Origin of the sequence: Pseudanabaena sp. BC1403 (assembly GCF_002914585.1) — a bacterium.
Classification (GTDB): domain Bacteria; phylum Cyanobacteriota; class Cyanobacteriia; order Pseudanabaenales; family Pseudanabaenaceae; genus Pseudanabaena.
In genome coordinates, this window is the sequence record NZ_PDDM01000003.1 from 24,249 (window position 1) to 47,539 (window position 23,291).

The window sequence follows — 23,291 nt, forward strand, 5'->3', positions numbered from 1 at the left end:
ATTAGTGAGATCCGCCCCTAAATTATGGCTATATCCTTTCCTCCTTCGCAAGCCTCTAGCCTCTGGCAACTCTGGCAACAGGGTGCAAAAAATCATCCCGATGCGATCGCACTTCACGATCCCCATGCTAAGCCCCCTGTCAGAATTTCTTACAAAGATACCTTTGAGCAAATTAATGCCTTTGGTGCTGGTTTGAGATCGCTGGGTATCCAGTTTGGCGAAAAAGTTGCCCTAATTGCCGATAACTCACCACGTTGGTTGATTGCTGATCAAGGAATTTTAGCGATCGGGGCAGCTAATGCCACCCGTAGCTCTCAAGCTGAACGGAGCGAATTACTCTACATCATCGAGCATAGTGATAGTGTTGCGATCGTCGTTGAAAATCTCGCCACCCTCAAAAAACTCGAACCTGAACTACATACATTACCTGTCAAGCAAATTATTTTGCTCTCAGACGAAACGCCGCCAGAAGGAGCTTATAACTTCCAGCAATTGCTGCAAAAAGGCAGTAGTAAAGATTTAGGCAATCCCCTAATTCAGCGCGATACACTTGCCACACTGATCTACACCTCAGGCACTACAGCCAGACCTAAAGGAGTAATGCTCACTCACGGGAATTTCTTATACGAAGTGGAAGGAGCGCAGTCGGTTTTGCAGCTAAAAGTCAACGAAAAAGTATTAAGCATCCTACCGACATGGCATTCCTACGAGCGCACCTTTGAATATTTCATCTTTTCCCAAGGATGCACCCAGATTTACACCAATCTCCGCACCATCAAAAAAGATCTCAAGGAACACAAGCCTGACTATATGGTCGCAGTGCCACGTCTGTGGGAATCGATTTATGAAGGTGTGCAGAAAAATTTTCGGGATCAACCTGCTAAGAAGCAGCGTTTAGTGAATTTCTTCCTAAAAGCCAGTCAGAAATACATTACGGCAAAGCGAATTGTCCAAGGTTTGAATGTCGAAAACCTCTACCCTTCACTTGGTGATAAGTTAAAGGCTTCGCTAGTAGTTGTAGGGCTGTGGGTAATTCACAAGCTCGGCAATAAGTTGGTTTATCAGAAAGTCCGAGAGGCGACTGGCGGCAACTTCAAATACATCGTTAGCGGTGGCGGCTCGATCGCAGAACACCTCGAAGACTTTTATGAAATTGTCGGTATCGAGATTTTGGGCGGCTATGGCTTGACTGAAACTTCTCCGATTACCCATGTGCGTCGTCCAGCTCGTAATATTCGCGGCGGCGATGGGCAGCCATTGCCCAATACCGAAACTCGCATTGTCGATATGTCTACAAGAGCCGATGTGCCAGTCGGTCAGCAAGGGCTAGTTTTAATTCGTGGTCCACAAGTGATGCAGGGATATTACAAAAATCCTGAAGCCACGGCAAAAGCGATCGATCCGCAGGGCTGGTTTGATACAGGGGATTTGGGCTATGTCAGTAAATGGGATGATTTGGTCATCACAGGTCGCGCCAAGGATACGATCGTCTTAACTAATGGTGAGAATATCGAACCGCAGCCGATCGAAGATGCTTGTATCCGTAGTACCTATATTGATCAGGTAGTACTAGTGGGGCAAGACCAAAAGCAGTTGGGGGTCTTGATTGTTCCTAATCTATCGGCACTAGAAGCCGCAGGTTTAGTTCCTGCTGATTCTAATTTGGCGAATATTTTGCCAATGTTAAATAATCCCAAAATTCGTAATCTCTATCGTGACGAACTCAACCGTGAAGTCCAAAACCGCCCAGGGTATAGCATCAACGATCGCATCGGAGTTTTCGAGTTCTTGCCTGAACCCTTTACCATCGATAATGGGTTCCTAACGCAAACATTCAAGATCCGACGTAACATCGTATTTGAGCGTTATCAAGATATTATTGTCAAAATGTTTACTTCATAATGTGAAAGCGGCAAAGCCGCCTGCACATTAAAAACTACTTCATAATGTGAAAGCGGCAAAGCCGCTCTCGCATTAAACACTACTAAATTTGGAGATAAGTGTGAATTCGATGGATTTTTCTAATCAGCTTTTATTGCGTCGCACCGCCAATATTCAAGTAATTGTGACGCAGCGCTGGAAAGAGGAAATGCAGCAACAACTGCAACAACAAATTGCCCAACTGGATGGTCAAGTTCAGCAAGTCGATGCTCAAGGCTCACGTCAGATTAACGAAATTGAACGCCAAAGCATCAAACCATTTTCTGCCGAAGTTTCCAATGCGATCGAAGGTATTCGCGCCGAAATGAATCGAGTCAAGGCAGAATTATTAGAACAAAAGAATCAATTGTTGACCCAATTGACCCAAGTTCAAAATCTGGAACTAGAGCAAGAAGTTTCCCAAGGGCAGCTTGACAGCTACTTCCCCGCAGGTAAAGGTGATAACTTGATTGCCCAAATGCGCGTAGAAATTGTCCTCCGCGACGGCATTATCGAAGATATCCGTACTGGTTTTCCTGCTGTCTAATTAAAAAGCCTGCTGTGTACAGCAGGCTTTTTTGTATCCGCCCACTTATCCCTAAACGAATGAACGTTTTACTGGTTTATCCACTTTTTCCAAAAACGTTTTGGTCTTACGAAAAAATCTTAGAGCTAGTAAATCGTAAAGTGTTACTACCGCCGCTAGGTTTGATCACAGTTGCGGCAATCTTGCCCCAAGAATGGAGCTTTAAACTAGTCGATCGCAATGTACGCACAATCACAGAGGCGGAGTGGCAATGGGCGGATTTAGTACTTTTGTCGGCAATGATCGTCCAAAAAGATGACCTTTTGTCTTTAATTAAAGAAGCAAAGCGACGTGGCAAAAAAGTTGCTTGTGGTGGGCCTTATCCTACTTCGATGCCTGAAGACCCTCAAGGTGCAGGTGTTGATTACCTTATTTTAGATGAGGGCGAAATTACTTTGCCAATGTTTGTGGAGGCGATCGCCAAGGGCGAACCCAGTGGCACTTTCCGCACTACTGAAAAGCCAGATATTACGGGTACTCCTGTGCCGCGTTTTGATCTTTTAGAGCTTGATGCTTATGATTCGATGTCGATTCAGTTCTCGCGGGGATGTCCTTTCCAATGCGAATTCTGCGACATCATTGTGCTGTATGGACGCAAACCCCGTACCAAGACTCCCGCCCAACTACTTGCCGAACTTGACCGTCTCAATGAGTTAGGGTGGCGACGTAGCGTATTTATGGTTGATGATAATTTTATTGGTAACAAGCGTAACGTCAGACTGTTGTTGCAAGAGTTAAAAACTTGGCAGCTAAATCATCAATATCCTTTCAGTTTTATCACCGAAGCATCTGTAGATCTGGCGGCTGATCAAGAACTGATGGATCTGATGATGGAATGTCGTTTTGATGCTGTGTTCGTCGGTATTGAAACTCCTGACGAAGAAAGCTTACAACTTACTCAAAAATTCCAAAATACACGCTCTTCTTTGATTGAAGCCGTCGAAACAATCACCAAGACAGGATTGCGGGTAATGGCTGGCTTTATCATTGGGTTTGACGGTGAAAAATCTGGAGCAGGCGATCGCATTGTCCAATTTGTAAAACAGACTGGCATTCCTGCCACCACTTTTGCGATGTTGCAAGCACTGCCTCATACGGCACTCTCACATCGACTAGAAAAAGAAGGTCGCTTGCGGAGTGGTAATGGCAATATTAACCAGACCACACTGTTGAATTTTGTGCCGACTCGCCCCATCGAAGAGATCGCTCATGAATATGTTGAAGCCTTTTGCGCTCTCTACGAGCCGAATGCCTATCTAGATCGTGTTTATAGTTACTACCTTAAAATGGGCGCACCTAGAGTTAAACCTCCAGATCAGTCCCCTAGCTGGGTTGATCTCAAGGCTCTGGCGATCGTTATTTGGCGGCAAGGATTTAAACGCAATACTCGTTGGAAGTTCTGGCATCATTTGTTTAGCATGATCAAGACTAACCCTGCGGTTTGGGAACAATACCTAACTGTCTGCGCACACAATGAACATTTCATGGAGTACCGCGATATCGTGCGCAATGAAATCGAAGGACAATTGGCTGTTTATTGGGTAGAAGAAAAACGTCTGAAAAAACTTCAGGATGTTTCTAAAAAGGAGCTTGATCTTCTTGCTAGCTAAGCTCATAAGGGTGGTGCTTCTCACCTCCCCTTATAATATTTACAGTACAACATTAATCAAACCCAACCCCAAAATATAAATAATGCGTGTTTTACTCGTCTATCCCTTATTCCCCAAAAGCTTTTGGTCGTTTGAAAAAACTCTAGAATTAGTTGGTTATAAGGCTCAACTACCACCTCTTGGCATGGTTACAGTTGCTGCGATCTTGCCACAAACTTGGGAATTTAAGCTAGTCGATCGCAATGTGCGTGATATCACCGAATCCGAGTGGGAATGGGCGGAAGTGGTGATCCTCTCAGCGATGATCGTCCAAAAGACAGATTTTCTCGCTCAAATTCAAGAAGCGAAAAAACGCGGTAAATTGGTCGCCGTTGGTGGCCCCTACCCCACCGCTTTACCTGAAGAAGCGAAAGTTTCAGGTGCAGACTTCTTGATTCTGGACGAAGGCGAAATCACTTTGCCGATGTTTGTTGAAGCAATAGAAAGAGGCGATCGCAGTGGTATTTTGCGAGCCAATGGCGAGAAACCTGCGGTCACTGATACGCCTATACCCCGTTTTGATCTATTAGAAATGAACCGCTATGCGGAAATGTCGGTGCAATTCTCCCGTGGTTGCCCCTTCCAGTGCGAATTTTGCGACATCATCGTTCTCTATGGACGTAAACCTCGTACTAAGACCCCTGCTCAGATTCTTGCTGAATTACAATGTCTCTACGATCTCGGATGGAGACGCAGTATTTTCATGGTTGATGATAACTTCATCGGCAACAAGCGCAACGTGAAGGTAATGCTCCAAGAGTTAAAACCTTGGATGAAAGAGCGTAATTTCCCCTTCTCCTTTGCAACAGAAGCATCAGTAGATCTTGCCCAAGACCCTGAAATGATGCAGATGATGGTGGAATGTAATTTTGGTTCCGTCTTCCTTGGCATCGAAACCCCTGACACTGATAGTTTGGCGCTCACTAAGAAGTTCCAAAACAATCGTGATCCCCTGTCTGAATCGGTAATTAACATCGCCAAAGCAGGAATTCGGGTCATGGCTGGATTTATCATTGGCTTCGATGGTGAGAAAAAAGGAGCAGGCGATCGCATTGTTCAGTTTGTGGAACTTACCGCTGTTCCGACGGCTCTCTTCAGTATGCTGCAAGCTTTGCCTGACACAGGGCTATGGCATCGATTGAACAAAGAAGGACGGATGATTACCCAGAATAGTAATGGGCATCAAGCCACTTTGATGAATTTCATGCCCACTCGTCCTCTAGAAGATATTGCGACGGAATATGTTCACGCTTTCTGGACTCTTTATGATCCCCTTGTCTTCCTCAATCGTACCTATCGCCATTTCTTGATTCTTGGCGAGTCGCCATATAAGCGGATCAAGCGTGAGAAGACTGATGCTAAGAAGAAAACTGATTGGACTGCAATCAAAGCCTTGCTAATCCTATGCTGGAGACAAGGTTTTGTGCGCAAGACCCGTTTCCAATTCTGGATTAATCTCTTTGACTTGATGAAGCGTTATCCAAATGTGGTGACTAGCTATCTATCAGTTTGCGCTCAAGGTGAGCATTTCCTCGAATATCGCTCGATCGTGCGCGAACAAATCGAAGCTCAACTTGCTGATTATCTCGCCAATCCTCCTGTACTTCAACCGAAGGTTCTGCCAACGGTTCAACCAGCGGAGCAAGTGCAAGACTTACAAGAAGTTAAGTAGCGATAAATAAAAGCGGCGCTAAGCGCCGCTTTTATTTATTCAAAAATCTGGGCTAGGGGACAAGAGAATTCTGGTAATAATGGTGAAGTGATTGTATCACTTACAAATAGAGTCATGGTTAGTTTGAGAATGCCATTCTCGCGGCGATATACTTGGATTTGCTTAGCTCTCCAATCAGCGATCCAATATTCCAATACACCCTGAGATGAATAGAGCTTTAACTTAACTTCGCGATCGCGTCTTTCATTTTCTTTGCCTGATGACAGGATCTCGATCGCAAGATCAGGCGCACCAAGTAAATGTCCTGACTCATCAATCAAAGCTTCATATTTTTCTTTGCTGACCCATACCACATCAGGAATAACATCATCTTTATCACCAAAGATCACACCTGCACCGATTGCTGCATATCCTAATTTGGTTTGATCTGACCATAATTTGAGCTTGGCATAGAAGTTGCCGCAGGTGGTTTGATGTTTCCAGTGAGGCGCTCTAGTCACGCAAAGTTCTCCATTAATAATTTCATAACGGTTGCCGTTGTCGGGTAGTAGCTCTAGGTCGGCACTTGTCCATAGAAGGCTATCTTCCTTGACATTGGTTGAGATTTCGGGGGGAGCGATCGCTTGAGTCATGATAGTTTTTCCTTGGCAGAGCGATATAGCAATTATAACAAGCCATCCCCATTAAGGGGCTTGGATTTCAAGGGAATATTGATTACACAGGTTGTTCCTCGTCCAACTTCGCTACTGATGGAAATATGCCCTTGATGTAAATCCACACATTTTTTGACGACAACTAAACCTAGCCCAGTGCCAGAGATAGTTTTGACATTTTTACCTCGATGAAAGGGCTCAAACAATTGTTTTTGATCTTCTAGTAAAATACCAATCCCTTGATCTTGAACTTTAATTATGAGGTTGCCTGATTGGAACTGTAGAGAAAGAGAGATATTCCCACCCTGTGGAGAATATTTAATAGCGTTAGAAAGTAAATTAGAGAGCATCGATCGCAATAGCTTTTCATCCAGACAAACATGCTGAGACCTTCCTTGACAACTAAAAGTGAGCTGATGCAGATTTCCAGCATTGAGTTGCATCTCTTCGACGAAATGACGGCAATAGGCTTCTAGTGCTAGAGATTTAGGGTTAAATGCGAGTTTTCCTGTCTCAGCACGATTGATTGTCAAAATGTCATCAAGTAACTGCACCATATTCCTCACTGAATCTTGGATACGATGTAAGTTACGCAATCTTTTTTCAGTATTATCCCATTCCTGTTGAGAGTTTTCGAGAACCTGAGCTGCTGCTAAAGCTGTGCTCAATGGCGTGCGAAACTCATGGGATGCCATGGAGAAAAAGCGCGTTTTTAACTCACTTAGTTCTTTCTCTCTTTCAAGAGCTAGCCAAATTTCATCAAGGCGTTTACGCTCAGTGATGTCACGGGCATTGACCATAACGCGCAAAGTTGCTGCACTATCAGCAAAGGGCTGACTGATGGCTTCAAGAATTCGCCAAGAACCATCTTGATGCCGATGCCGAAATTCGATGGGATTGAGAATTTCGGCTTGATTATTATTGGTAAGGCGATCGCGCAATGTCACTTGCGGAAAACTTTGGGCGATCGGCAAATCCTCTGGATGAATAAATGCATTTACATTTTCGCCAACAAGCTCAGTGACAGCATAGCCTAAAACTTTTTCGACAGAGGGACTAACATAGCCAATTGTGCCATCAGGATCGAGGATCATAATAATATCTAAGGCATTTTCGATCAGCGATCGGAAGCGTTCTTCGCTTTGTCGCAGTGCTTGTTCAACTTGCTTACGCTCAGTAGTGTCACGCTGCACAGCAATCCAATGGGTATACCAACCTTTTGCATTCGCGACAGGCACTAGGCTAAATTCATTCCAAAATTCTGATCCATCTTTGCAATAGTTAATGACTTCAACCGTGATAGATTCCCATCGGCAAAGTGCATTGCGGACTTTCTTGAGTTGGGCTTGATCCGTTTTTGCTCCTTGCAAAATTCGTGGCGTTTTTCCTAACACCTCTTCAGGTTTGTAGCCAGTGATTCTTGTAAAAGCTTCATTTACATAGAGGATTCTGGGACCAGGAGCGTCGATAGATTCTGCTTCTGTAACGATTACTGCGTCATTGGTATTGACTACGACGGATTGCAATAGTCGCACCTGTTCTGCTTGTCTTTTTTGTTCGGAAATATCCGCGATTACAGCAACGAGTCCGCTGATTTCCCCATTTGAGTCGGGCAAGGGAGCCGCCGAGAAAATGATGTCGATCGCTGAGCCATCTTTTTTTAAGCGAGACATTTCTAATCGAGTATAGGTTTTACCTTGAAGAACGCTATTTAGGATGGTGGTACGATCTTCTAATTGTTCATCTAATGGAATTGGACTAGGATGATTAATTACCTCATCTTCTTTCCAGCCAAACATCTGTTCAGCCGCAGGATTCCAGATTTTAACTCTCCCTTCTAAATCCAGCATAAAAATTGCACGGGGAGAAGCACTGACTAGAGCTTGGAGGGTTTCATTGGTATGGCGCAGGGCAACTTCCGTACGCTGCCGTTCTGAAATCTCATCTCGTAGGGAAGCATTAACATTAGCAAGTTCGATGGTACGCTGTTGAACTCGCAGTTCGAGTTGCATATTGAGATGTTGAAGTTGCTTATAAAGCTCTGATTGTTGAATAGCGATCGCTACCTGAGTAGCGAGTTGCTTCATTAGCTCCACTTCCCAGTCTTCCCATTGGCGTGGATGATTGCATTGATGCGCGATCAATAATCCCCAGAGATAGGGATGAGAAGTTTCTGACTCATTCCCTTTGCGATTTTCTTGAATAATTGGTACTACTAGTTTAGCTTGAACTCCAAACTGTTTTACAAAATCAGCAAGACACAGTTCTACATCAGCCTGCATAACGTTAGCAATGGAGCGAGCTTTTCCTAAAGAGTAAGCTTGATGATATTGTTGAGGGAAAACTTCTTCGGGAAAGACTTGACCTAAAATACTGGGGTAGGCTGGTAAGACAGTTTCATGGATAGCGCTACCAGTGCCATCGTCCCATAGGCGATAAATTAGGACGCGATCTGCTTGCAAAAAGAGTTGGACTTCTTTGACTGTGGTGGCAAGGACTTCATCAAGATTGAGGGATTGGCGAATTTGGTGAGCAATTTGTGTAACCAGTCTTTCGCGATCGCTCTGCTGTCGCAATAATTTTTCTGTACGACGACGATTTCCTTCTCTTGTAAAAAAAAGGAAGCCTACCAATAGGATGAAAAGGCTAAGGCAAATTGCGATCGCATAAAAACTGGTCATACTCCCAACCATCCTGAAAAGGACGTAGCTCCAAACGCTCTAATACCAAAACACAAAGTGGCGCAGCCATTTTGTGTTTTTAAAACCCTTACAGGGTTTGGTTTCTAATTCACAGAAGTGTTGTCACACTTTTGTGAATTGGTATAACTAACTATAAACAATCTTAAAAAAGCCTTGCTTTGCAAGGCTTTTTTAAGATTGTTTATAAATTATAAAGTTTACAACCCAATTAAAACTCCCAATAGCAATACACCAACAAAAGCAGCACCAGCATAGGTAATACCTGCACCAATTTTGCTAACAATAGCAGGTGGATTCTTTTGCCATTCCCAACGGACATAATCCAATCTAGCCGCGCCTTTATTGCCTTTAAAGACTTGTTTAGGCATACGATCTCGATAGTCAGCACCATAACGAGCAGTATGAGCAAAGGTGACTTCGCCCTTGGTCTGCTTAGCCAAGATACGACGACGTTGATAGGGAACAACACTATCACCAAAGTTACTGAGATATTCTTCGCTACTGAGCAACTCATCAACAAAAGCTTGGATGCCCTTGGTCGCAATCACAATTGACCATGCAATCTTTTCGCGATCGCTATAGACATTACGACCAAGAATTCGCTGGATACAAATCTCGGCAAAGCGATAGTTATTATTACTATCAAAAGTCAATCGTCTGAAGGAATCAGATAATACCAAGCCACGAATGAATCCTCTAACTGTAATTTGTCCTGCTCGCAGCTGAGACTCTAGATTTACTTGACGATGGCTTTCTAGCATCTGCTGTTCATTGCAGATTTGACGATAGGCGGCGCTGATCAACAAATCCATCTCAAAGCCAGATAGCAGATTGTCGGTGCTATAAATCCGAGGTTGCTCATCACCTGCGACTTCAAATCCAGCCACGCGCTGATTTTGGGATAAAGGTTTGTACTCTAACAATGGAAGCGACATAAATAATTCTCCTAAAAAATTTTAATGAATTTTTAGAACTTGGCGCAAAGCGTCAAGCTCTACATTGAGCGTTAACTATTGAAAACGCGGCTGCGCCATTTGTTCAATCGCGCATCACCGATCGAGGCATATCTCCGCGCATCGGCAATCTGAGCTTGCAGGTTTGCAATCTGTTTAATCTGATTGTCTGACTGTTGTAATAAGGAGTCAGAGGCATCTCCTTGAACTGAGACGACCAAAGGTTGCCAAGAATTTTTGAGATAAGATGCACCAATAGAAGCCGCTGGACGAAGATCGGCAAGTTGTGTTTGCAAACTTTCGATAATGAGATCTTGATCGAGTAGAGTTTGGCGTAATGCTTGTTCGGCAGCAAACCTTGCCGATGTCCCCCAAGAATCGGCTTGTCCGATACCTGAGACTTTAGGCTTAAAGACTTCAGCAAGAATGGCAGCAGTATCACTAACTTTGAGCTTGCCGTAGGGAGCAGAAGATGCGCCCTTGAGTGGTGCGATCGCGCTTGGACGATTTCGGAAAATACAACTATTCAGTCGAAAGCGATTTTGATGAGTTGGATCTTTATCGCTGCTAGCTGATCCGCGCAAAAGCTGAAACATATGCGTAAATCCCACCATTTTCTTCCCCATTTGGGATTTATGCCCACGATAGTAAGGAACGGTATCTTCGCCAAAAGCATGATGATATTCATCGCTATCGATGTAATTATTGATTTCCATCTCAAACCCACCGCGATCGAGTAACTGAGCATGATCAGCCATCTCTTCAGCACTTTCAGGAGCACGACCGAGCAAATGTTTGAAGTTGAGTTCAATTAATCGCATTCGTGGACATGGCTCAAAAAATCTAGCGCGATACTGATCCGATAGGGCAATCTGACGCACAAATTCGCGTACAGAGAGTTCTCCCTGTCTAAGTTGAGATTCGGCAACAAGCAACCGTTCGCTTTCCATTAAATAGGCATTGCCAAGTACTTGGCGATAGGCGGCACGAATAACTAAATCGACCTCAGATTCGGAATGATTTTGCCAAAGTTGGATTGGTTCTGTTTCATCGAATCGACTAACCCCAAGGTTTGCTTCTGGGTTAACCAATGGATTAATAAAAGTACTGACCATGTTAAATATCTTCTCGGAATAAAAATGGATTCTAATGTTAAATGAATATAATTAAAGGGAGTAGAAGAATTAAACCTGTCTATCAAGTATTGTGCGAAAAATCGAAGTGATATAAAAACAATCACTGTTTTCTCACGATGAATCTAAATAATCCCATACCAAAAGTAAGGAAACTAGTTAGAGAATTGTAAAGAAAACGGAAAGATTGATTCTAGGCAATAAATCTTGATGTTCTGTTACATTTATTTGGGTTTACAAGTCGCAATCTGTGATATATAGCTGCCGCCACTCTCCAAAACCCAAGAAATAATGGCGGCGCTTCGCACTGCGATTATTTCTTGGGTTTTGGAATCGTAATTTTGGTAACAAATTTTTGTAGAATTAGAGAAGTCTGATCGCATCTCCAAAAAAATTCATCCTATGAGGATTCTTCTAGTTGAAGATGATATCCGCCTTGCCGAAACCTTGGCTGAAGCGCTAACCGATGAGCGCTATGTTGTGGATATTGCCGCTGATGGTGAAACTGGCTGGCATCAAGCTCAGTCCCTAGATTACGATCTGATGCTTTTGGATTTAATGTTGCCAGAACTGGATGGTATTAGTCTCTGCCATCGGTTGCGATCCCATGGCTACAGCTTACCAATCTTGATGCTTACTGCTTGCGACACGATCGATCATGAAATTAACGGGCTAGACGTGGGAGCCGATGATTATATTGTTAAGCCTGTTGATTTACAAAAGCTATTTGCAAGGATTCGCGCCCTATTACGTCGTGGTAGTCAAATCGCATCGCCAGTCTTGGAGTGGGGTGAACTGTATCTTAATCCAAGCACTTGCGAAGTTGGCTATGGTGAAAATCCTATCCATTTAACGCCCAAGGAATATTCTCTTTTAGAATTGCTACTTCGCAATGGAAGAAGGGTATTGAGCCGTAGTGTCATGATCGAGCATGTTTGGTCTTTGGAGTCACCGCCAGAGGAGCATACCGTGAAGGTGCATATTCGAGGTTTGCGTCAAAAGATGAAAGCCGCAGGTGCTAACGAAGATTTAATTGAGACAGTTCATAGTATGGGCTACCGTCTAAATCGGAATTACAGTAAACTTCGCTAAAACCTAAAAACCTGTACCGCTTGCTTAGCTGGCGGTACAGGTTTTTAGGTTTTATAGTTGCAGTCACTCGTCTTAGGACAAATCATACCAAAACACAAAATGGCTACGCCATTTTGTGTTTTTAAAACCCTTACTGGGTTTAGTTTTTAATTCACAGAAGTGTGGCAAAACTTTTGTGAATAGGATATAAATTGATTGGCGGCGCTTCGCGCCGCCAATCAATTTATATCCTATTCACACTTGGCGACTGCTATATGTTTGATAATTTAGGATCGTAAGTTGAACCATCAAAAAAAGTTTCTACTCCTCGTGAAGTTGAAATGGGGATATTGGTATCAGGAACCCCGATCGCTTTAGCTGCATTTTTCCAAAGATCTTCACGATTTACGGCATCAATGGTTTCTTTAGTCTCAAAATCATTAGGCAAAGGATTCCATCGATGATATTCTCTCAGAAACCAAAAATCGTGGCTTTTGTATGGATATGAAACCGATATATCATCATTTGACCAATATTTAATAGAACTAATGGAATTAGGGCTATCTATCTTCAGCCTTTTCATGCTTTGTTTGGGACTATTTTGGAAAAGCTGAGAAAACATCTTGATCGGCTCAGATATGAGATTACGACTTGTAAAACTTAGAGCTAAAAGTGTATCCAACTCCCTAACATTAGCAGGATCATCACACCAGATCTGTGCTTCCATAATCGCTTGGAGCAGAGCTTGAGTCGCGATCGGATATTTATCTACCCAATCAGCTCGCATTGCCAAAATCTCCCCAGGGTAATTGTGCCAGATCTCACCAATAGCGATCGCAGGGTCAGCAAGGTTAGCTTCAATTAATTTAAGGCTGCGCCAGCTATCTAGGCAGAGTAAATCAGCTTTATTCTGTTTAACTTGTGGAATGATCTCATCAAATGGAATCTCCAGAATATCGATATTTTGTTTAGGAATTACATCCATTGATGCTAGCCAATATCTTAGCCATAGGTCATAATTACTGCCTAGTTCTGCGATCGCACCATACATTGGCTGACCAAAGAACTTAGCAACATCTTGCCAAGGTGAGAAGGTAGCACGTTTAAGCTGAATGCCAAAAGGCTTAAGTCGTTTAGAGGCAACAATATATCCGCCATGAGTATGCAGTCGCATCAGTACATACATAGCGGTTTTGCGCGGATGTCGTTTGATTAAGCCCTCATTCATCAGTTCAGGTAAAGGACTATAGAAATGCCCGCCATCAATACCATCATCACTTGTGCCCAATTCGGTTCCTATTGCCGTGCGATCGCAGATATCTTGCCAAGATTTAAATGGAACCAGTTCCACATCAGTCATGCCATATTTGGCAAATAGTTTTTTATTTTGGGCAACTAAAATTGGCGCAATTTCGAGCGATGGAATTATGCCAAGCCGAACTGATTGTACTTCTGGGATGTCAGACACCTTCACTTCAGGATTAATCTGAAGTGACTGATTTACTGAGGTTTTAGGCGTACAGTTACTCAGCAATACTGTACTTGCTGCTACGCCAAAGCTAGTTAGGAGCTTACGTCTAGAGAGTTGCATAACATTTCTTACAGCAATTACAAAAAATTTGATAAAAGTGTTGCTCTGCAACACTTTTATCAAATTTTTTGTTTTTCAGTTCAGCGCGAGGCGTTTAAAAAAGAATGAACTATATCTAGGATACGCTGACTAGATTTGCCATCGCCAAAGGGATTAGCAATATTCGCCATTTGGTCATAGGCATTGCGATCGCTGAGCAATTTGGAAGCCGCTGCCACAATATCATCGGTTTCTGTGCCGACCAGCTTGCTTGTACCTGCATCAACCGCTTCTGGACGCTCAGTGGTGGAACGCAATACCAATACGGGTTTACCGAGACTCGGGGCTTCTTCTTGCAAGCCACCTGAGTCACTCATGATCAGATAGCAGCGCTGCATAGCCCCAACCAATTGTTCATAATCCAAAGGTTCAACCAAGAAAATCCGTGGATGATTGCCCAGTTTCTCGATTAAAGGCTCCCGCACCACAGGATTAAGATGCAATGGCAATACCAAAGCCACATCAGGAAAGTCTGCCAAGATCTGCAACCATGCTTGGATAATTTGAGCTAACGGCTCTCCCCAATTCTCCCGACGATGGACGGTGGCTAAAATCACCCGATGGGCTGACCAATCTAAGCCTTTAATCTCACATTTAGGCGATCGCCCTGAAACATATAACAATGCATCAATTACTGTATTACCTGTGTTGTGGATACCAGTTTTTACGCCAGAAACTTGGAGATTATGCACTGAGGCGTTGGTAGGCGCAAAATGAAGCTGGGCAATTTGTGAGACTAAACGACGATTTGCTTCTTCAGGAAATGGATTAAATAGATTGTCTGTTCGCAGCCCTGCCTCCACATGTCCAACAGGAATTTGCTGATAAAAGGCAGCTAACGCCGCCGCAAAAGCTGTAGTTGTATCACCTTGGACTAGAACAATATTTGGCTGAATTTCTTTGTATAACTTCTCTAAACCGTTCAAACTGTTACAGGTAATCTGAGTGAGAGTTTGCTTCGGCTGCATGATGTCCAAGTCATAATCTGCTTTGAGTTCAAACAACTGCATCACCTGTTCCACCATTTCTCGATGTTGCCCAGTTAAAATCACCGAAGTTTGGAACTCAAGATTATTTCTGAATAGATGAATGATTGGAGCAAGTTTAATAGCCTCTGGACGAGTTCCTAAAGTAATACAAACATGGAATTGAGTTGACACAATAATCCTTACTTAATAACCAATTGGGGTGAAACAGATACAGCTTTAGGTGCTTTGCTACTACCAAAAACGGTATGAATTCCTCTCAAGGTGGCAATAATAATCGCACAAACAACAACGTATTGAGCAAGCTGAATTGCAAAAACTGGGGTTCTAATAATTAAATCTTGCCAAGAAATGTTATTTGTCGAAGGAATTGTTGCCTCAGAATGAAAATCACTACTCTCTGTGGAATCAGGACTTAAAGGAACATCTGAAAAAAATAGTAGCTCTGTTTCCTTAGCCGATCGCATCTTAACTAAATCAGGATCTAGAGAATTAGTTGAATTAATATTTGGTAAAGATTCAGGAAAACTTGTGTCTCCAAACATTTCATCTAGGTCAGTACTAGATGCTGGAGGATTGTTTTCGCTATTTGTGTGATCGCTGCGAACATTTCGCTCAATCATAGATTTTTGTGGCAATACTGGTAAAGGAGGTATTCTAGGACTTTGTTGAGTCTCAGTGATTCCGCCATTTTCACTAATATTGCGATCTTCTTGCTCAACTAAGTAAATTTCCTCAGTCCATGCAGGTTCATCAAATCCTGTTTGCTGCCATGACACCGAGATTCTCGAAACTGTCTTAACTTCAAGGGTCACAAACCATTTCTTGAGCATCCCCACTAGTACCTGCCGATTAGGAATTCGTACCTCATCGTCTAGCGATCGCAGATCTGACTCAATTAAAATTTCTAAGCGATCGCCGTCACGCTCAACGTTTGCTAGCATTGCTTGAGACTTGAGCAATCGATTCATTAGCGATGCGATCGCATTAACGTTACCCTGTTTGGCTTGTTCAACTAGTGGATTTTGTGTCATGGCATCAACCTCGGATGCTAATCCTAAAATTGTTTTTCAGATTAAGCCAAATGTATCAGATTTTTGCAACTATAGCTGTCACCAAAAGCAAAAAGTAAATGGGGCGCTTTGCGCCCCCATTTATAGCTAAAAAATAAATACAGCTAAAAATAGAGTGGGCGCTTTGCGCCCACTCTATTTTTTAGCTAGAAACTACCGCGCATGACTTTATTTAGCATTGCTTCAACCTGTGAGGCAATCTGGGTATTACTCATGCCAATTTGATCTAAGACACTAAGCGATAATTCTAGCGATCGCAAAGACTTGCCTTGATATTGATATTGAAACTGCGAACTACCACATATCTGATATAGACAGGCTAAATCGTAGAGAGATTTGGCATATTCAGGCATCATCCCAAATTGCTCAAAAGCGATCGAAGCATCAAGTAATGAGTCTTCAGCCGTTTCGATCGCATCTTCATCAAGACTATCTAAGCCATCGAGCAATCGATATACATAGATGCGTCCTCGAATATGTTTGGCGATCGCAATCCCCCGTAGATATTGATAATCGCGGAAACGAGGCAGAACATTCACTCTGATACAGATCAGGCTGTCTTCAACCTGGCGATTGCCTAGCAGAGCTTCAGCCATATCACAATATAAATAGCCAATTTCGATGGAATCAACAGGCTCTTTGAGTAGAGATATCGCATCTTTACTTAATTCAATAGCTAATTGCCATTGAGACTCAGCGATCGCAACTTTTACCATTCCTTTAAGCGCCTGCAAACGCAAAAAATTATCGGAATTGGCTAAAGCAATATCGAGAGTACTTTGAAAAAGGCTAGCTGCTTGATGAATATCACCAGAAGCCAAATACAATTGCCCCAAGTAAACGTAGCTTTTGGCAATCGTGCATTCGTCTTCTATTTCTAGTCGCGCTGACAGGGAGCGCTCAAAACTCATTAAAGCAGATTGAATATCATTTACTTGTAAATAATATTGACCGATGGCATCATCAACGAGAGATTGTCCCTCCAAACTATTTCCATAAGATTCATGAGCCGCCTCCAAAACATGTAAAACATCGCTCAATTCCCCCAATTCGAGCGCCAGAATTGCACGCACATACAGCAAATAAGCCTCTTGTCCGTGAACATGATCTGGATTTTGATTTAAAGCTTCCCCCGCCTGTTGCACAAGAGCTTGTGCTCTTTGCAATGATTCAGATTGTTTTGTGGCAATTAACTCCACAGCAAGATCAAGTAAAACCCTGATGGTCGTACTGGGATCTTCTTCGACGTTTTCACCAGTGGCTGTATTTTGAAGACATTGCTCAAAATAGGCGATCGCTAAGGTGCGATCCTGCTGCCGCAGTTGCTGTCCTTGGATCAGAAATTCAGCTAATTTCATGAGAAACTCCAAAATTATGCGTGTAAGCCACCTACTGCTAGGCGTTACACTTCATAAATCATATCGTACCCAAAATCATCTATCCCAAAATCACCCATAGGATTATCAAATCGAACTTAGGGACTTGCCTCACCTTCGGTGAGGCAAGTCCCTAAGTTCGGTTTGATATGGATTTCTCCTAATACCAATTCACAAAAGTGTGACAACACTTCTGTGAATTAAAAAGCAAACCCTGTAAGGGTTTTAAAAGTACAAAGTGGCTACGCCACTTTGTGCTTTGGTATAAGGAGATTTCCAAGCAGCAGTTCTCATTATAAAAATTGGTTGTTTGAAATCCCGCCGTTGGCGGGATTTCAAACAACCAATTTTGGTGTTTCCAGCGCCTTTGGCGCTGGAAACACCAAAATTGGTTTCATAATGAGAATTGCTGATTTCCAAGAGAAAATATACCCATGCGTAGGGGCAGGTGGGAGAATAATAGGCTTTATATAGCTGTCGCCAAGCGCACTAGGACATAAAACCCAAGAATTGATTGGCGGCGCTTCGCGCCGCCAATCAATTCTTGGGTTTTGAAGAAATCACCTAAGTTCAATTTGCTGTTTAATGGAAACAACATGATTAAGATCTAAAGAATTCCAAAAAGAACGAATTTGATTGCTGACTGCTTGCCACTGCGAATAATGAAAGAAATGCTTTCCCTGATTACTCAACCAAAGGCGATCGCTATCTTTAAGATGCAATCTCCATCTTTGGTAGGCATTTTCGCCGCCAATAACATAGTCATCTAATGCACCACAAACTAACATTGGTACAGCAATCGGAGCTGGTGCGATATATGTAGGTGCATAGAGAGAATGGGGAACCAGAGAATTATCGAGATCTTGCTTAAGCAAATTGGCTAGCCAAGACAACATCTCTCGATCGCGATAGCCAAATAGATAAAACGCTGTCCGCATCAGCATCGTTTCCCGACTACAACCTATTAACTGACGCTGCTCGTAATAGTGACTATGCCAGCTAGTTGCTAAGTTAACTCCCACAGATAACAAAGTTAGCGATCGCACCTGCTCGGGATATTGTTTTGCATAGAGCCACCCAACTAAACCCGCAATTCCATGTCCAACTAAATGCACGGAGCCTTTACAAGTTTGTAAGTATTCGTGCAATGAGGCGATCGCTAAATTTAGATCGATTGCTTCGTCAGGGTTTTGGCAATATTCCCACTGGGCGATCTCATATTGTCGCGATAGCGATCGCAATAGTTGTAAATCGAAGCGGCGTAAAGATTGACTGGTGCAAATACCGACAACCTGAGGCGAGGCAGACTGTTTAAAGGTCATATTGGGGTAGTTTTTATTGCTATTAATTATTAATAAACTTTTAAATATCGGTTGTTGTTCTATCCAGAGAAAAGAAAGGAGTGAGTGACAAATAGTTACTTTTACTAAAATTTATATCAGCAATCCCTGTAAAAAGCATTTCACCACTCACTCCTGCCAACGCATTTGAACTATGTGTAATGAAGCGTGCTGAGTCAAGCCGCATCAGAACATAATCAACACTCTAACACTATTGATTATAATTATCAATAGGAAAACAAAATAAATAAAAAATAAAAGTGCTACTTTTGTTTTTGATACTAAGTACCTACGCACAATTAAATTTGTCGAAAGTGTTGCCAAGCAACACTTTCGACAAATTTAATTGTGCGTAAAGCATTGTGCTTTACTTAGCTTGCAATTGCCAGACCTTGACTGTGCGATCGGCACTACCACTGACTAGAGTTTCATCTTTAGGACTAAAACTGAGCGATAGGACTGGTGCTTCATGTTGATTGAGGATTTGCATTGATTTACCTGTTTTCACGTCCCAAATCTGAATTGTTTTATCCACACCACCAGAAGCGATCACACTGCCATCACGATTAAACTCAACCGCTAACACCCCACCTACATGCCCAGCAAGAGTACGAACGACTTTGCCAGAACTCACATCCCAGATTTTTACAGTTTGATCTTGGCTACCACTGGCGAGTAGTTTGCCATCGGGACTAAAGGCGATCGCATTTACAGGAGACCCATGTCCAGACATGCTAAGAACTTGCTTTCCTGTATTTACATCCCAGATTTTAATGGTTTTGTCAAAACTTGCACTGGCAATTCTTTTACCATCTGGATAAAAAGCGACAGAGACAACCTTATCCTGATGACCTTCAAAAGTTTGTAATAGTTCGCCTTTACGCCAATTCCAAAGCTTAATCGTTTTATCAGCACTAGCGCTGACCAAAGTGTTCCCATCAGGGCTATAGGCAACACTGTAGACCTGTCCAAGATGTCCTTCGATATTTCGTACTGGTTTGCCACTACGGAAGTTCCATAACTTGATCGATTTATCGATACAGGCGGTAGCGAAAGTATTGCCATTGGGATGTACGGCGATCGCATTAATTCCCGAAATCGAGCCAAGGTGATTCGATAAAGTCCCAAAAGACTGATTGTCACGGGTATTCCATAATTTTAAAGTGCGATCGTAACTACCACTAGCAAGACTAAATCCATTGGGAAAGAAAGCTACGGCTCTCACCCAACCTGTATGTCCTTTGAGAGTCTGTCGCAATATATAATTAGAAGTTACTGGCGCAGGCTCAGCAACTGTAGGAGTCGGGGTAGGAGTAACGGCTAGTTTGGGAAGATATTGAGAGAAACTGATCACACCCCAACTAATTCCAGCGATACAGGCTAGCGCTATCGCCCAACGATTCGTATTTTGACTAAAGGTAAACGTGGGCATTTGGAAATTTTCAGCATCTTGCATAGGCAAGTTATCGAGATCGTAGAGAACTTCTTGAGCAGTCTGATAGCGATCTTCAGAATGATGCTTGACCATGCGATTGAGAATGAGCGCTAATTTAGGGTGAATCGTTGAACCCATCTGCCAGTCAAGCAAATTCAGATCTTCTCGGCGAACTAGCTGGCTAGGATGTAAGCCAGTGAGAAGTTGTATCGCAGTTAAGCCAAGGGCGTAAATATCACAACTAGGAGTAAAATTTCCAAGGGCTTGCTCGTAAGGCATATAGCTAGGCGTACCGAGGACAACTCCATTTTGAGCTGCCGTTGCATAGATACCTTTAAGAACTGCAAAATTAGTGAGCACAAAATGCTGATCACCACTATTGACAGATTGATTGCTGCCCTGATAGTCTCTCTGATTCTGCTTACGGCGAATTAAATTTCTGGGGCAGATATCTCCATGCACCATATTAGAACTATGGGCTATATGAAGACTAGTCAATAATTGTCGCAGAAATTGAATTAATTCTGACTCACTATAGAGTCTACCTAATGCAGTCTCATCACTAAGACGAGTTCCATCAATCGCTTCTTCTACGATATAAAATCCCTCCTCTTGTTCAAAATAGGTTGTAATCTTTGGGAAGTCAGTACTGCGATCGCTAAGTTGCTGCAATTTAGGAACTTGATTGCGAAATAGTGATCGCGCCCAGTCGAGTTGCGGATTAGTTTTATTAATCAAACAAAAACTCTTCGCAATCCAGCGCGGCATTTCCGCTGCAACGGTATCTTCAACCAAGTAGGTCTGCCCATAAGCGTCATCAGCGATCGTTTGGACAACTCGAAAGCGTCCGCCTAACAGATTGCCAAACGCTTTACCTATTGTTTGTGATGTCGCCATGAGAACCTTACTCCAACCGCAACTCATTTGATTATAATCCAAAGCGCCTTGTTGCCATCGGCAACAAGGCGCTTTGGATTATAACTAGCCCTTTGCTGCTGGCACAACATAGAGAATGCCAGAAATCAACGTGAGTAAGACTGCAATCCAGAAAAAGGCGATCGCATAGGGAATTTTGACCAATAAAGCGGCAATTGCTATGATTTGCATTACAGTTTTCGCTTTCCCCCAAAAATTTGCACCAACAATTTGCGGTTTACTTGTTTCGCCAGAAATCTCCTGACTAGATGCACTCGGCGCACCACGCCAAGCGGTGATCAATAGCTCTCGCGTAATAATTAAAAATACTGCCCAAGCAGGAACCTGACCGAGTTCAATGAACAATAAGAATAAGGCGATCGTCAGGACTTTATCGACAAGGGGATCAAGGAATTTACCCAGTTCTGTTATTTGATTAAGTTTTCTTGCTAAATATCCATCTAGCCAATCGGTAATTGCCGCAATGATAAACACGCTTAGCGCAATTAGGCGAGTAAGTTCGCTATCTTGCCAAAGAAATAGCCCAAAAATAATAGGAACCGCGATCAACCTTGATAAAGTTACCCAAGTTGGTAATGTAATCATAAATAACCAAATAATATAAAAAGTGGTGCTTTGCACCACTTTTTATATTATTTGGTTTGGGTAACTCGCCAGCTAAGTTTGAGATTAAACCAGAAGTTCCATATTGTGACGATCGCGATCGCAATCAAGTTAGCAATATATTTATTGACACCGAAATAATTGTAAAGGAGATTGAGGATTATCAGATTCAATCCAATCCCCAGTAAGCAAATTAGATTGAACTTCACAAATCTCTTAATTACTTTTTTCCACCCAGATTGTTGCTGAGAAAGATCCCGAAATGTCCAGAGATCATTCCAAAGAAAATTATTGAGAACTGCCACTTCAGACGCAATTATCTTACTACGTGTTAGTCCCCATCCCAGAGAAGAAGCATCACTAAGTAAATAGAAGATTGCCATATCTATAAATACGCCACTCAAGCCAACAAGTCCAAACTTAAAAAAACGTTTGACAGGAACTCGCAATTTTTCACGTAGTTTGGTAACTCGACCACGCGATCGCAAACGCAATAGATGCAAAATATAATCCACATATTGCCGCCAAGTCACCTTACTCTCGCCCTCTTGACGTTCTTGAAATACATAGCCAACCTCAGCAACAGAGCCAATATTGCCGCGCCCAAGTACTTCAATCAAAATTTTATAGCCTAAGGGATTCATCGGACAGTTAGCGATCGCACTGCGCCTGACCATAAAATAGCCACTCATCGGATCAGAAACTCGACCGATTACATTAGGTAAAATGAGCAGACCTAGCATCTGTGCGCCCCTTGATAGAACCCGCCGCATAAATCCCCAATCGCTGACACCGCCACCCTCGACATGGCGACTAGCCACCGCTAAATCTGCTCCCTTCGCCATTTCATCAAGCATCTTAATCAGCGTTTCTGGTGGATGCTGCAAATCTCCATCAATCACCCCCAAAATCTCTCCTTGCGAAGATTGCCAACCCCGAATCACCGCTGTCGAAAGCCCTTTCTCTCCTTGACGACGCATTACTCGCAATTGAGGATAGTTTGGCAATAGATCTAATCCAACTTGCCAAGTCAAATCTGGACTATCATCATCAACGATAATTAACTCATAGTTTTCATGGAAATAATTATTTAATAACTGAGTCAGGATTTCCACTAGCTTCGCTAAGTTCTTGCTCTCATTGTAAGTAGGTACAATTAGCGAAAATTTAACTAGGTTCGCCTGCGACTGAGAAACTTGATCAAAATTTGACTCATCTACACTTTCAGAGAAGAGAAGTTCATTAACTTGAAATGTGCCCAGAGGAACAGAGATGAGAGAGTAGGACATTATCTAACAATTAAAAAGAATTTTATGGCGACCCAATCTAAGGAATGGGTGATTATTTTAGGACTTACGCAAAAGAACGAGTAGGGGCAATTCATGAATTGCCCTTACGATAAAATGAGATAAAATGAGGATTTTAGGGCATTTTTGCGCAAGTCCTATATTTGCTATATCTACAATGGACTTTAGACTAACTTACAACAAATTGTGAATAAGCGAGCCACTATATTTTTATAAAAGCCATGCGAAGCATAGCTTTTATGAAAATATGGATTAAGCGATCCAAA

The 23,291-nt window shown here is 42.7% G+C and carries 17 protein-coding genes; 5 read left to right on the plus strand and 12 right to left on the minus strand.

Features of this window, described 5'->3' with window-relative positions:
* Nucleotides 1–24: 24 nt before the first annotated feature.
* The 4 genes from CQ839_RS03965 to CQ839_RS03980 all read left to right on the plus strand — a co-directional run bounded on the left by CQ839_RS03965 (nucleotide 25) and on the right by CQ839_RS03980 (nucleotide 5,827).
* Nucleotides 25–1,902 carry a long-chain fatty acid--CoA ligase gene (locus CQ839_RS03965; RefSeq protein WP_103666989.1) on the plus strand — a complete coding sequence of 626 codons (1,878 nt, stop codon included), beginning with the start codon at nucleotides 25–27 and terminating at the stop codon, nucleotides 1,900–1,902.
* Between the two features lie 109 nt (nucleotides 1,903–2,011).
* Nucleotides 2,012–2,467 (plus strand): YlqD family protein, encoded by a 456-nt coding sequence (locus CQ839_RS03970; protein WP_103666990.1) that lies wholly within the window; start codon nucleotides 2,012–2,014, stop codon nucleotides 2,465–2,467.
* Between the two features lie 59 nt (nucleotides 2,468–2,526).
* Nucleotides 2,527–4,116 carry a B12-binding domain-containing radical SAM protein gene (locus CQ839_RS03975; protein ID WP_103666991.1) on the plus strand — a complete coding sequence of 530 codons (1,590 nt, stop codon included), beginning with the start codon at nucleotides 2,527–2,529 and terminating at the stop codon, nucleotides 4,114–4,116.
* Nucleotides 4,117–4,198: 82 nt separating this feature from the next.
* Nucleotides 4,199–5,827 (plus strand): B12-binding domain-containing radical SAM protein, encoded by a 1,629-nt coding sequence (locus CQ839_RS03980; RefSeq protein ID WP_103666992.1) that lies wholly within the window; start codon nucleotides 4,199–4,201, stop codon nucleotides 5,825–5,827.
* A gap of 35 nt (nucleotides 5,828–5,862) precedes the next feature.
* Here CQ839_RS03980 and CQ839_RS03985 read toward each other — a convergent pair whose 3' ends face one another.
* From CQ839_RS03985 to CQ839_RS04000, 4 genes are all read right to left on the minus strand, one after another.
* Entirely contained in the window at nucleotides 5,863–6,459 is a 597-nt protein-coding gene (locus tag CQ839_RS03985) for a Uma2 family endonuclease (protein WP_103666993.1), read from the minus strand.
* Between the two features lie 32 nt (nucleotides 6,460–6,491).
* Entirely contained in the window at nucleotides 6,492–9,161 is a 2,670-nt protein-coding gene (locus CQ839_RS03990; protein ID WP_103666994.1) for a PAS domain S-box protein, read from the minus strand.
* Between the two features lie 218 nt (nucleotides 9,162–9,379).
* A complete protein-coding gene (locus tag CQ839_RS03995; protein ID WP_103666995.1) occupies nucleotides 9,380–10,117 on the minus strand; it encodes a phycobilisome rod-core linker polypeptide in 738 nt (245 codons plus the stop codon).
* A 71-nt stretch (nucleotides 10,118–10,188) separates the two neighbouring features.
* Nucleotides 10,189–11,250, minus strand: coding sequence for a phycobilisome rod-core linker polypeptide (locus CQ839_RS04000; protein WP_103666996.1), 1,062 nt, complete (start codon nucleotides 11,248–11,250; stop codon nucleotides 10,189–10,191).
* A 420-nt stretch (nucleotides 11,251–11,670) separates the two neighbouring features.
* Between CQ839_RS04000 and CQ839_RS04005 the strand changes: the two genes are divergently transcribed.
* Nucleotides 11,671–12,360 carry a response regulator transcription factor gene (locus tag CQ839_RS04005; protein WP_103666997.1) on the plus strand — a complete coding sequence of 230 codons (690 nt, stop codon included), beginning with the start codon at nucleotides 11,671–11,673 and terminating at the stop codon, nucleotides 12,358–12,360.
* 250 nt (nucleotides 12,361–12,610) lie between these two features.
* Here CQ839_RS04005 and CQ839_RS04010 read toward each other — a convergent pair whose 3' ends face one another.
* The 8 genes from CQ839_RS04010 to CQ839_RS04045 all read right to left on the minus strand — a co-directional run bounded on the left by CQ839_RS04010 (nucleotide 12,611) and on the right by CQ839_RS04045 (nucleotide 23,007).
* Nucleotides 12,611–13,930 carry a CmpA/NrtA family ABC transporter substrate-binding protein gene (locus CQ839_RS04010; RefSeq protein WP_103666998.1) on the minus strand — a complete coding sequence of 440 codons (1,320 nt, stop codon included), beginning with the start codon at nucleotides 13,928–13,930 and terminating at the stop codon, nucleotides 12,611–12,613.
* Between the two features lie 80 nt (nucleotides 13,931–14,010).
* Nucleotides 14,011–15,129, minus strand: coding sequence for a non-hydrolyzing UDP-N-acetylglucosamine 2-epimerase (gene wecB / locus CQ839_RS04015; protein WP_103666999.1), 1,119 nt, complete (start codon nucleotides 15,127–15,129; stop codon nucleotides 14,011–14,013).
* An 8-nt stretch (nucleotides 15,130–15,137) separates the two neighbouring features.
* Nucleotides 15,138–15,989 (minus strand): hypothetical protein, encoded by an 852-nt coding sequence (locus CQ839_RS04020; protein WP_103667000.1) that lies wholly within the window; start codon nucleotides 15,987–15,989, stop codon nucleotides 15,138–15,140.
* Between the two features lie 185 nt (nucleotides 15,990–16,174).
* On the minus strand, nucleotides 16,175–17,386 hold the full coding sequence (locus CQ839_RS04025) for a M48 family metallopeptidase (protein WP_103667001.1): 1,212 nt from the start codon (nucleotides 17,384–17,386) through the stop codon (nucleotides 16,175–16,177).
* A gap of 578 nt (nucleotides 17,387–17,964) precedes the next feature.
* Entirely contained in the window at nucleotides 17,965–18,726 is a 762-nt protein-coding gene (locus CQ839_RS04030) for an alpha/beta fold hydrolase (protein ID WP_103667002.1), read from the minus strand.
* Between the two features lie 385 nt (nucleotides 18,727–19,111).
* Entirely contained in the window at nucleotides 19,112–21,076 is a 1,965-nt protein-coding gene (locus tag CQ839_RS04035; RefSeq protein ID WP_181016092.1) for a WD40 repeat domain-containing serine/threonine-protein kinase, read from the minus strand.
* An 84-nt stretch (nucleotides 21,077–21,160) separates the two neighbouring features.
* Nucleotides 21,161–21,700, minus strand: a complete 540-nt coding sequence (gene pgsA, locus CQ839_RS04040) for a CDP-diacylglycerol--glycerol-3-phosphate 3-phosphatidyltransferase (RefSeq protein ID WP_103667172.1) — start codon at nucleotides 21,698–21,700, stop codon at nucleotides 21,161–21,163.
* Between the two features lie 47 nt (nucleotides 21,701–21,747).
* The gene (locus CQ839_RS04045) at nucleotides 21,748–23,007 is read right to left on the minus strand and encodes a glycosyltransferase (protein WP_103667004.1); all 1,260 of its coding nucleotides are present in this window, start codon (nucleotides 23,005–23,007) and stop codon (nucleotides 21,748–21,750) included.
* Nucleotides 23,008–23,291 lie beyond the last annotated feature (284 nt).

What these genes read in the sequence shown, in the direction of transcription:
- CQ839_RS03990 (WP_103666994.1), bottom strand. Translation starts at nt 9,161, where the DNA reads ATGACCAGTTTTTATGCGATCGCAATTTGCCTTAGCCTTTTCATCCTA.
- CQ839_RS03995 (WP_103666995.1), bottom strand. Translation starts at nt 10,117, where the DNA reads ATGTCGCTTCCATTGTTAGAGTACAAACCTTTATCCCAAAATCAGCGC.
- CQ839_RS04035 (WP_181016092.1), bottom strand. Translation starts at nt 21,076, where the DNA reads ATGGCGACATCACAAACAATAGGTAAAGCGTTTGGCAATCTGTTAGGC.
- CQ839_RS03980 (WP_103666992.1), top strand. Translation starts at nt 4,199, where the DNA reads ATGCGTGTTTTACTCGTCTATCCCTTATTCCCCAAAAGCTTTTGGTCG.
- CQ839_RS04025 (WP_103667001.1), bottom strand. Translation starts at nt 17,386, where the DNA reads ATGAAATTAGCTGAATTTCTGATCCAAGGACAGCAACTGCGGCAGCAG.
- CQ839_RS04000 (WP_103666996.1), bottom strand. Translation starts at nt 11,250, where the DNA reads ATGGTCAGTACTTTTATTAATCCATTGGTTAACCCAGAAGCAAACCTT.
- CQ839_RS04030 (WP_103667002.1), bottom strand. Translation starts at nt 18,726, where the DNA reads ATGACCTTTAAACAGTCTGCCTCGCCTCAGGTTGTCGGTATTTGCACC.
- CQ839_RS03975 (WP_103666991.1), top strand. Translation starts at nt 2,527, where the DNA reads ATGAACGTTTTACTGGTTTATCCACTTTTTCCAAAAACGTTTTGGTCT.
- CQ839_RS04045 (WP_103667004.1), bottom strand. Translation starts at nt 23,007, where the DNA reads ATGTCCTACTCTCTCATCTCTGTTCCTCTGGGCACATTTCAAGTTAAT.
- CQ839_RS04010 (WP_103666998.1), bottom strand. Translation starts at nt 13,930, where the DNA reads ATGCAACTCTCTAGACGTAAGCTCCTAACTAGCTTTGGCGTAGCAGCA.
- pgsA (WP_103667172.1), bottom strand. Translation starts at nt 21,700, where the DNA reads ATGATTACATTACCAACTTGGGTAACTTTATCAAGGTTGATCGCGGTT.
- CQ839_RS03985 (WP_103666993.1), bottom strand. Translation starts at nt 6,459, where the DNA reads ATGACTCAAGCGATCGCTCCCCCCGAAATCTCAACCAATGTCAAGGAA.
- CQ839_RS03965 (WP_103666989.1), top strand. Translation starts at nt 25, where the DNA reads ATGGCTATATCCTTTCCTCCTTCGCAAGCCTCTAGCCTCTGGCAACTC.
- CQ839_RS04005 (WP_103666997.1), top strand. Translation starts at nt 11,671, where the DNA reads ATGAGGATTCTTCTAGTTGAAGATGATATCCGCCTTGCCGAAACCTTG.
- CQ839_RS04020 (WP_103667000.1), bottom strand. Translation starts at nt 15,989, where the DNA reads ATGACACAAAATCCACTAGTTGAACAAGCCAAACAGGGTAACGTTAAT.
- CQ839_RS03970 (WP_103666990.1), top strand. Translation starts at nt 2,012, where the DNA reads ATGGATTTTTCTAATCAGCTTTTATTGCGTCGCACCGCCAATATTCAA.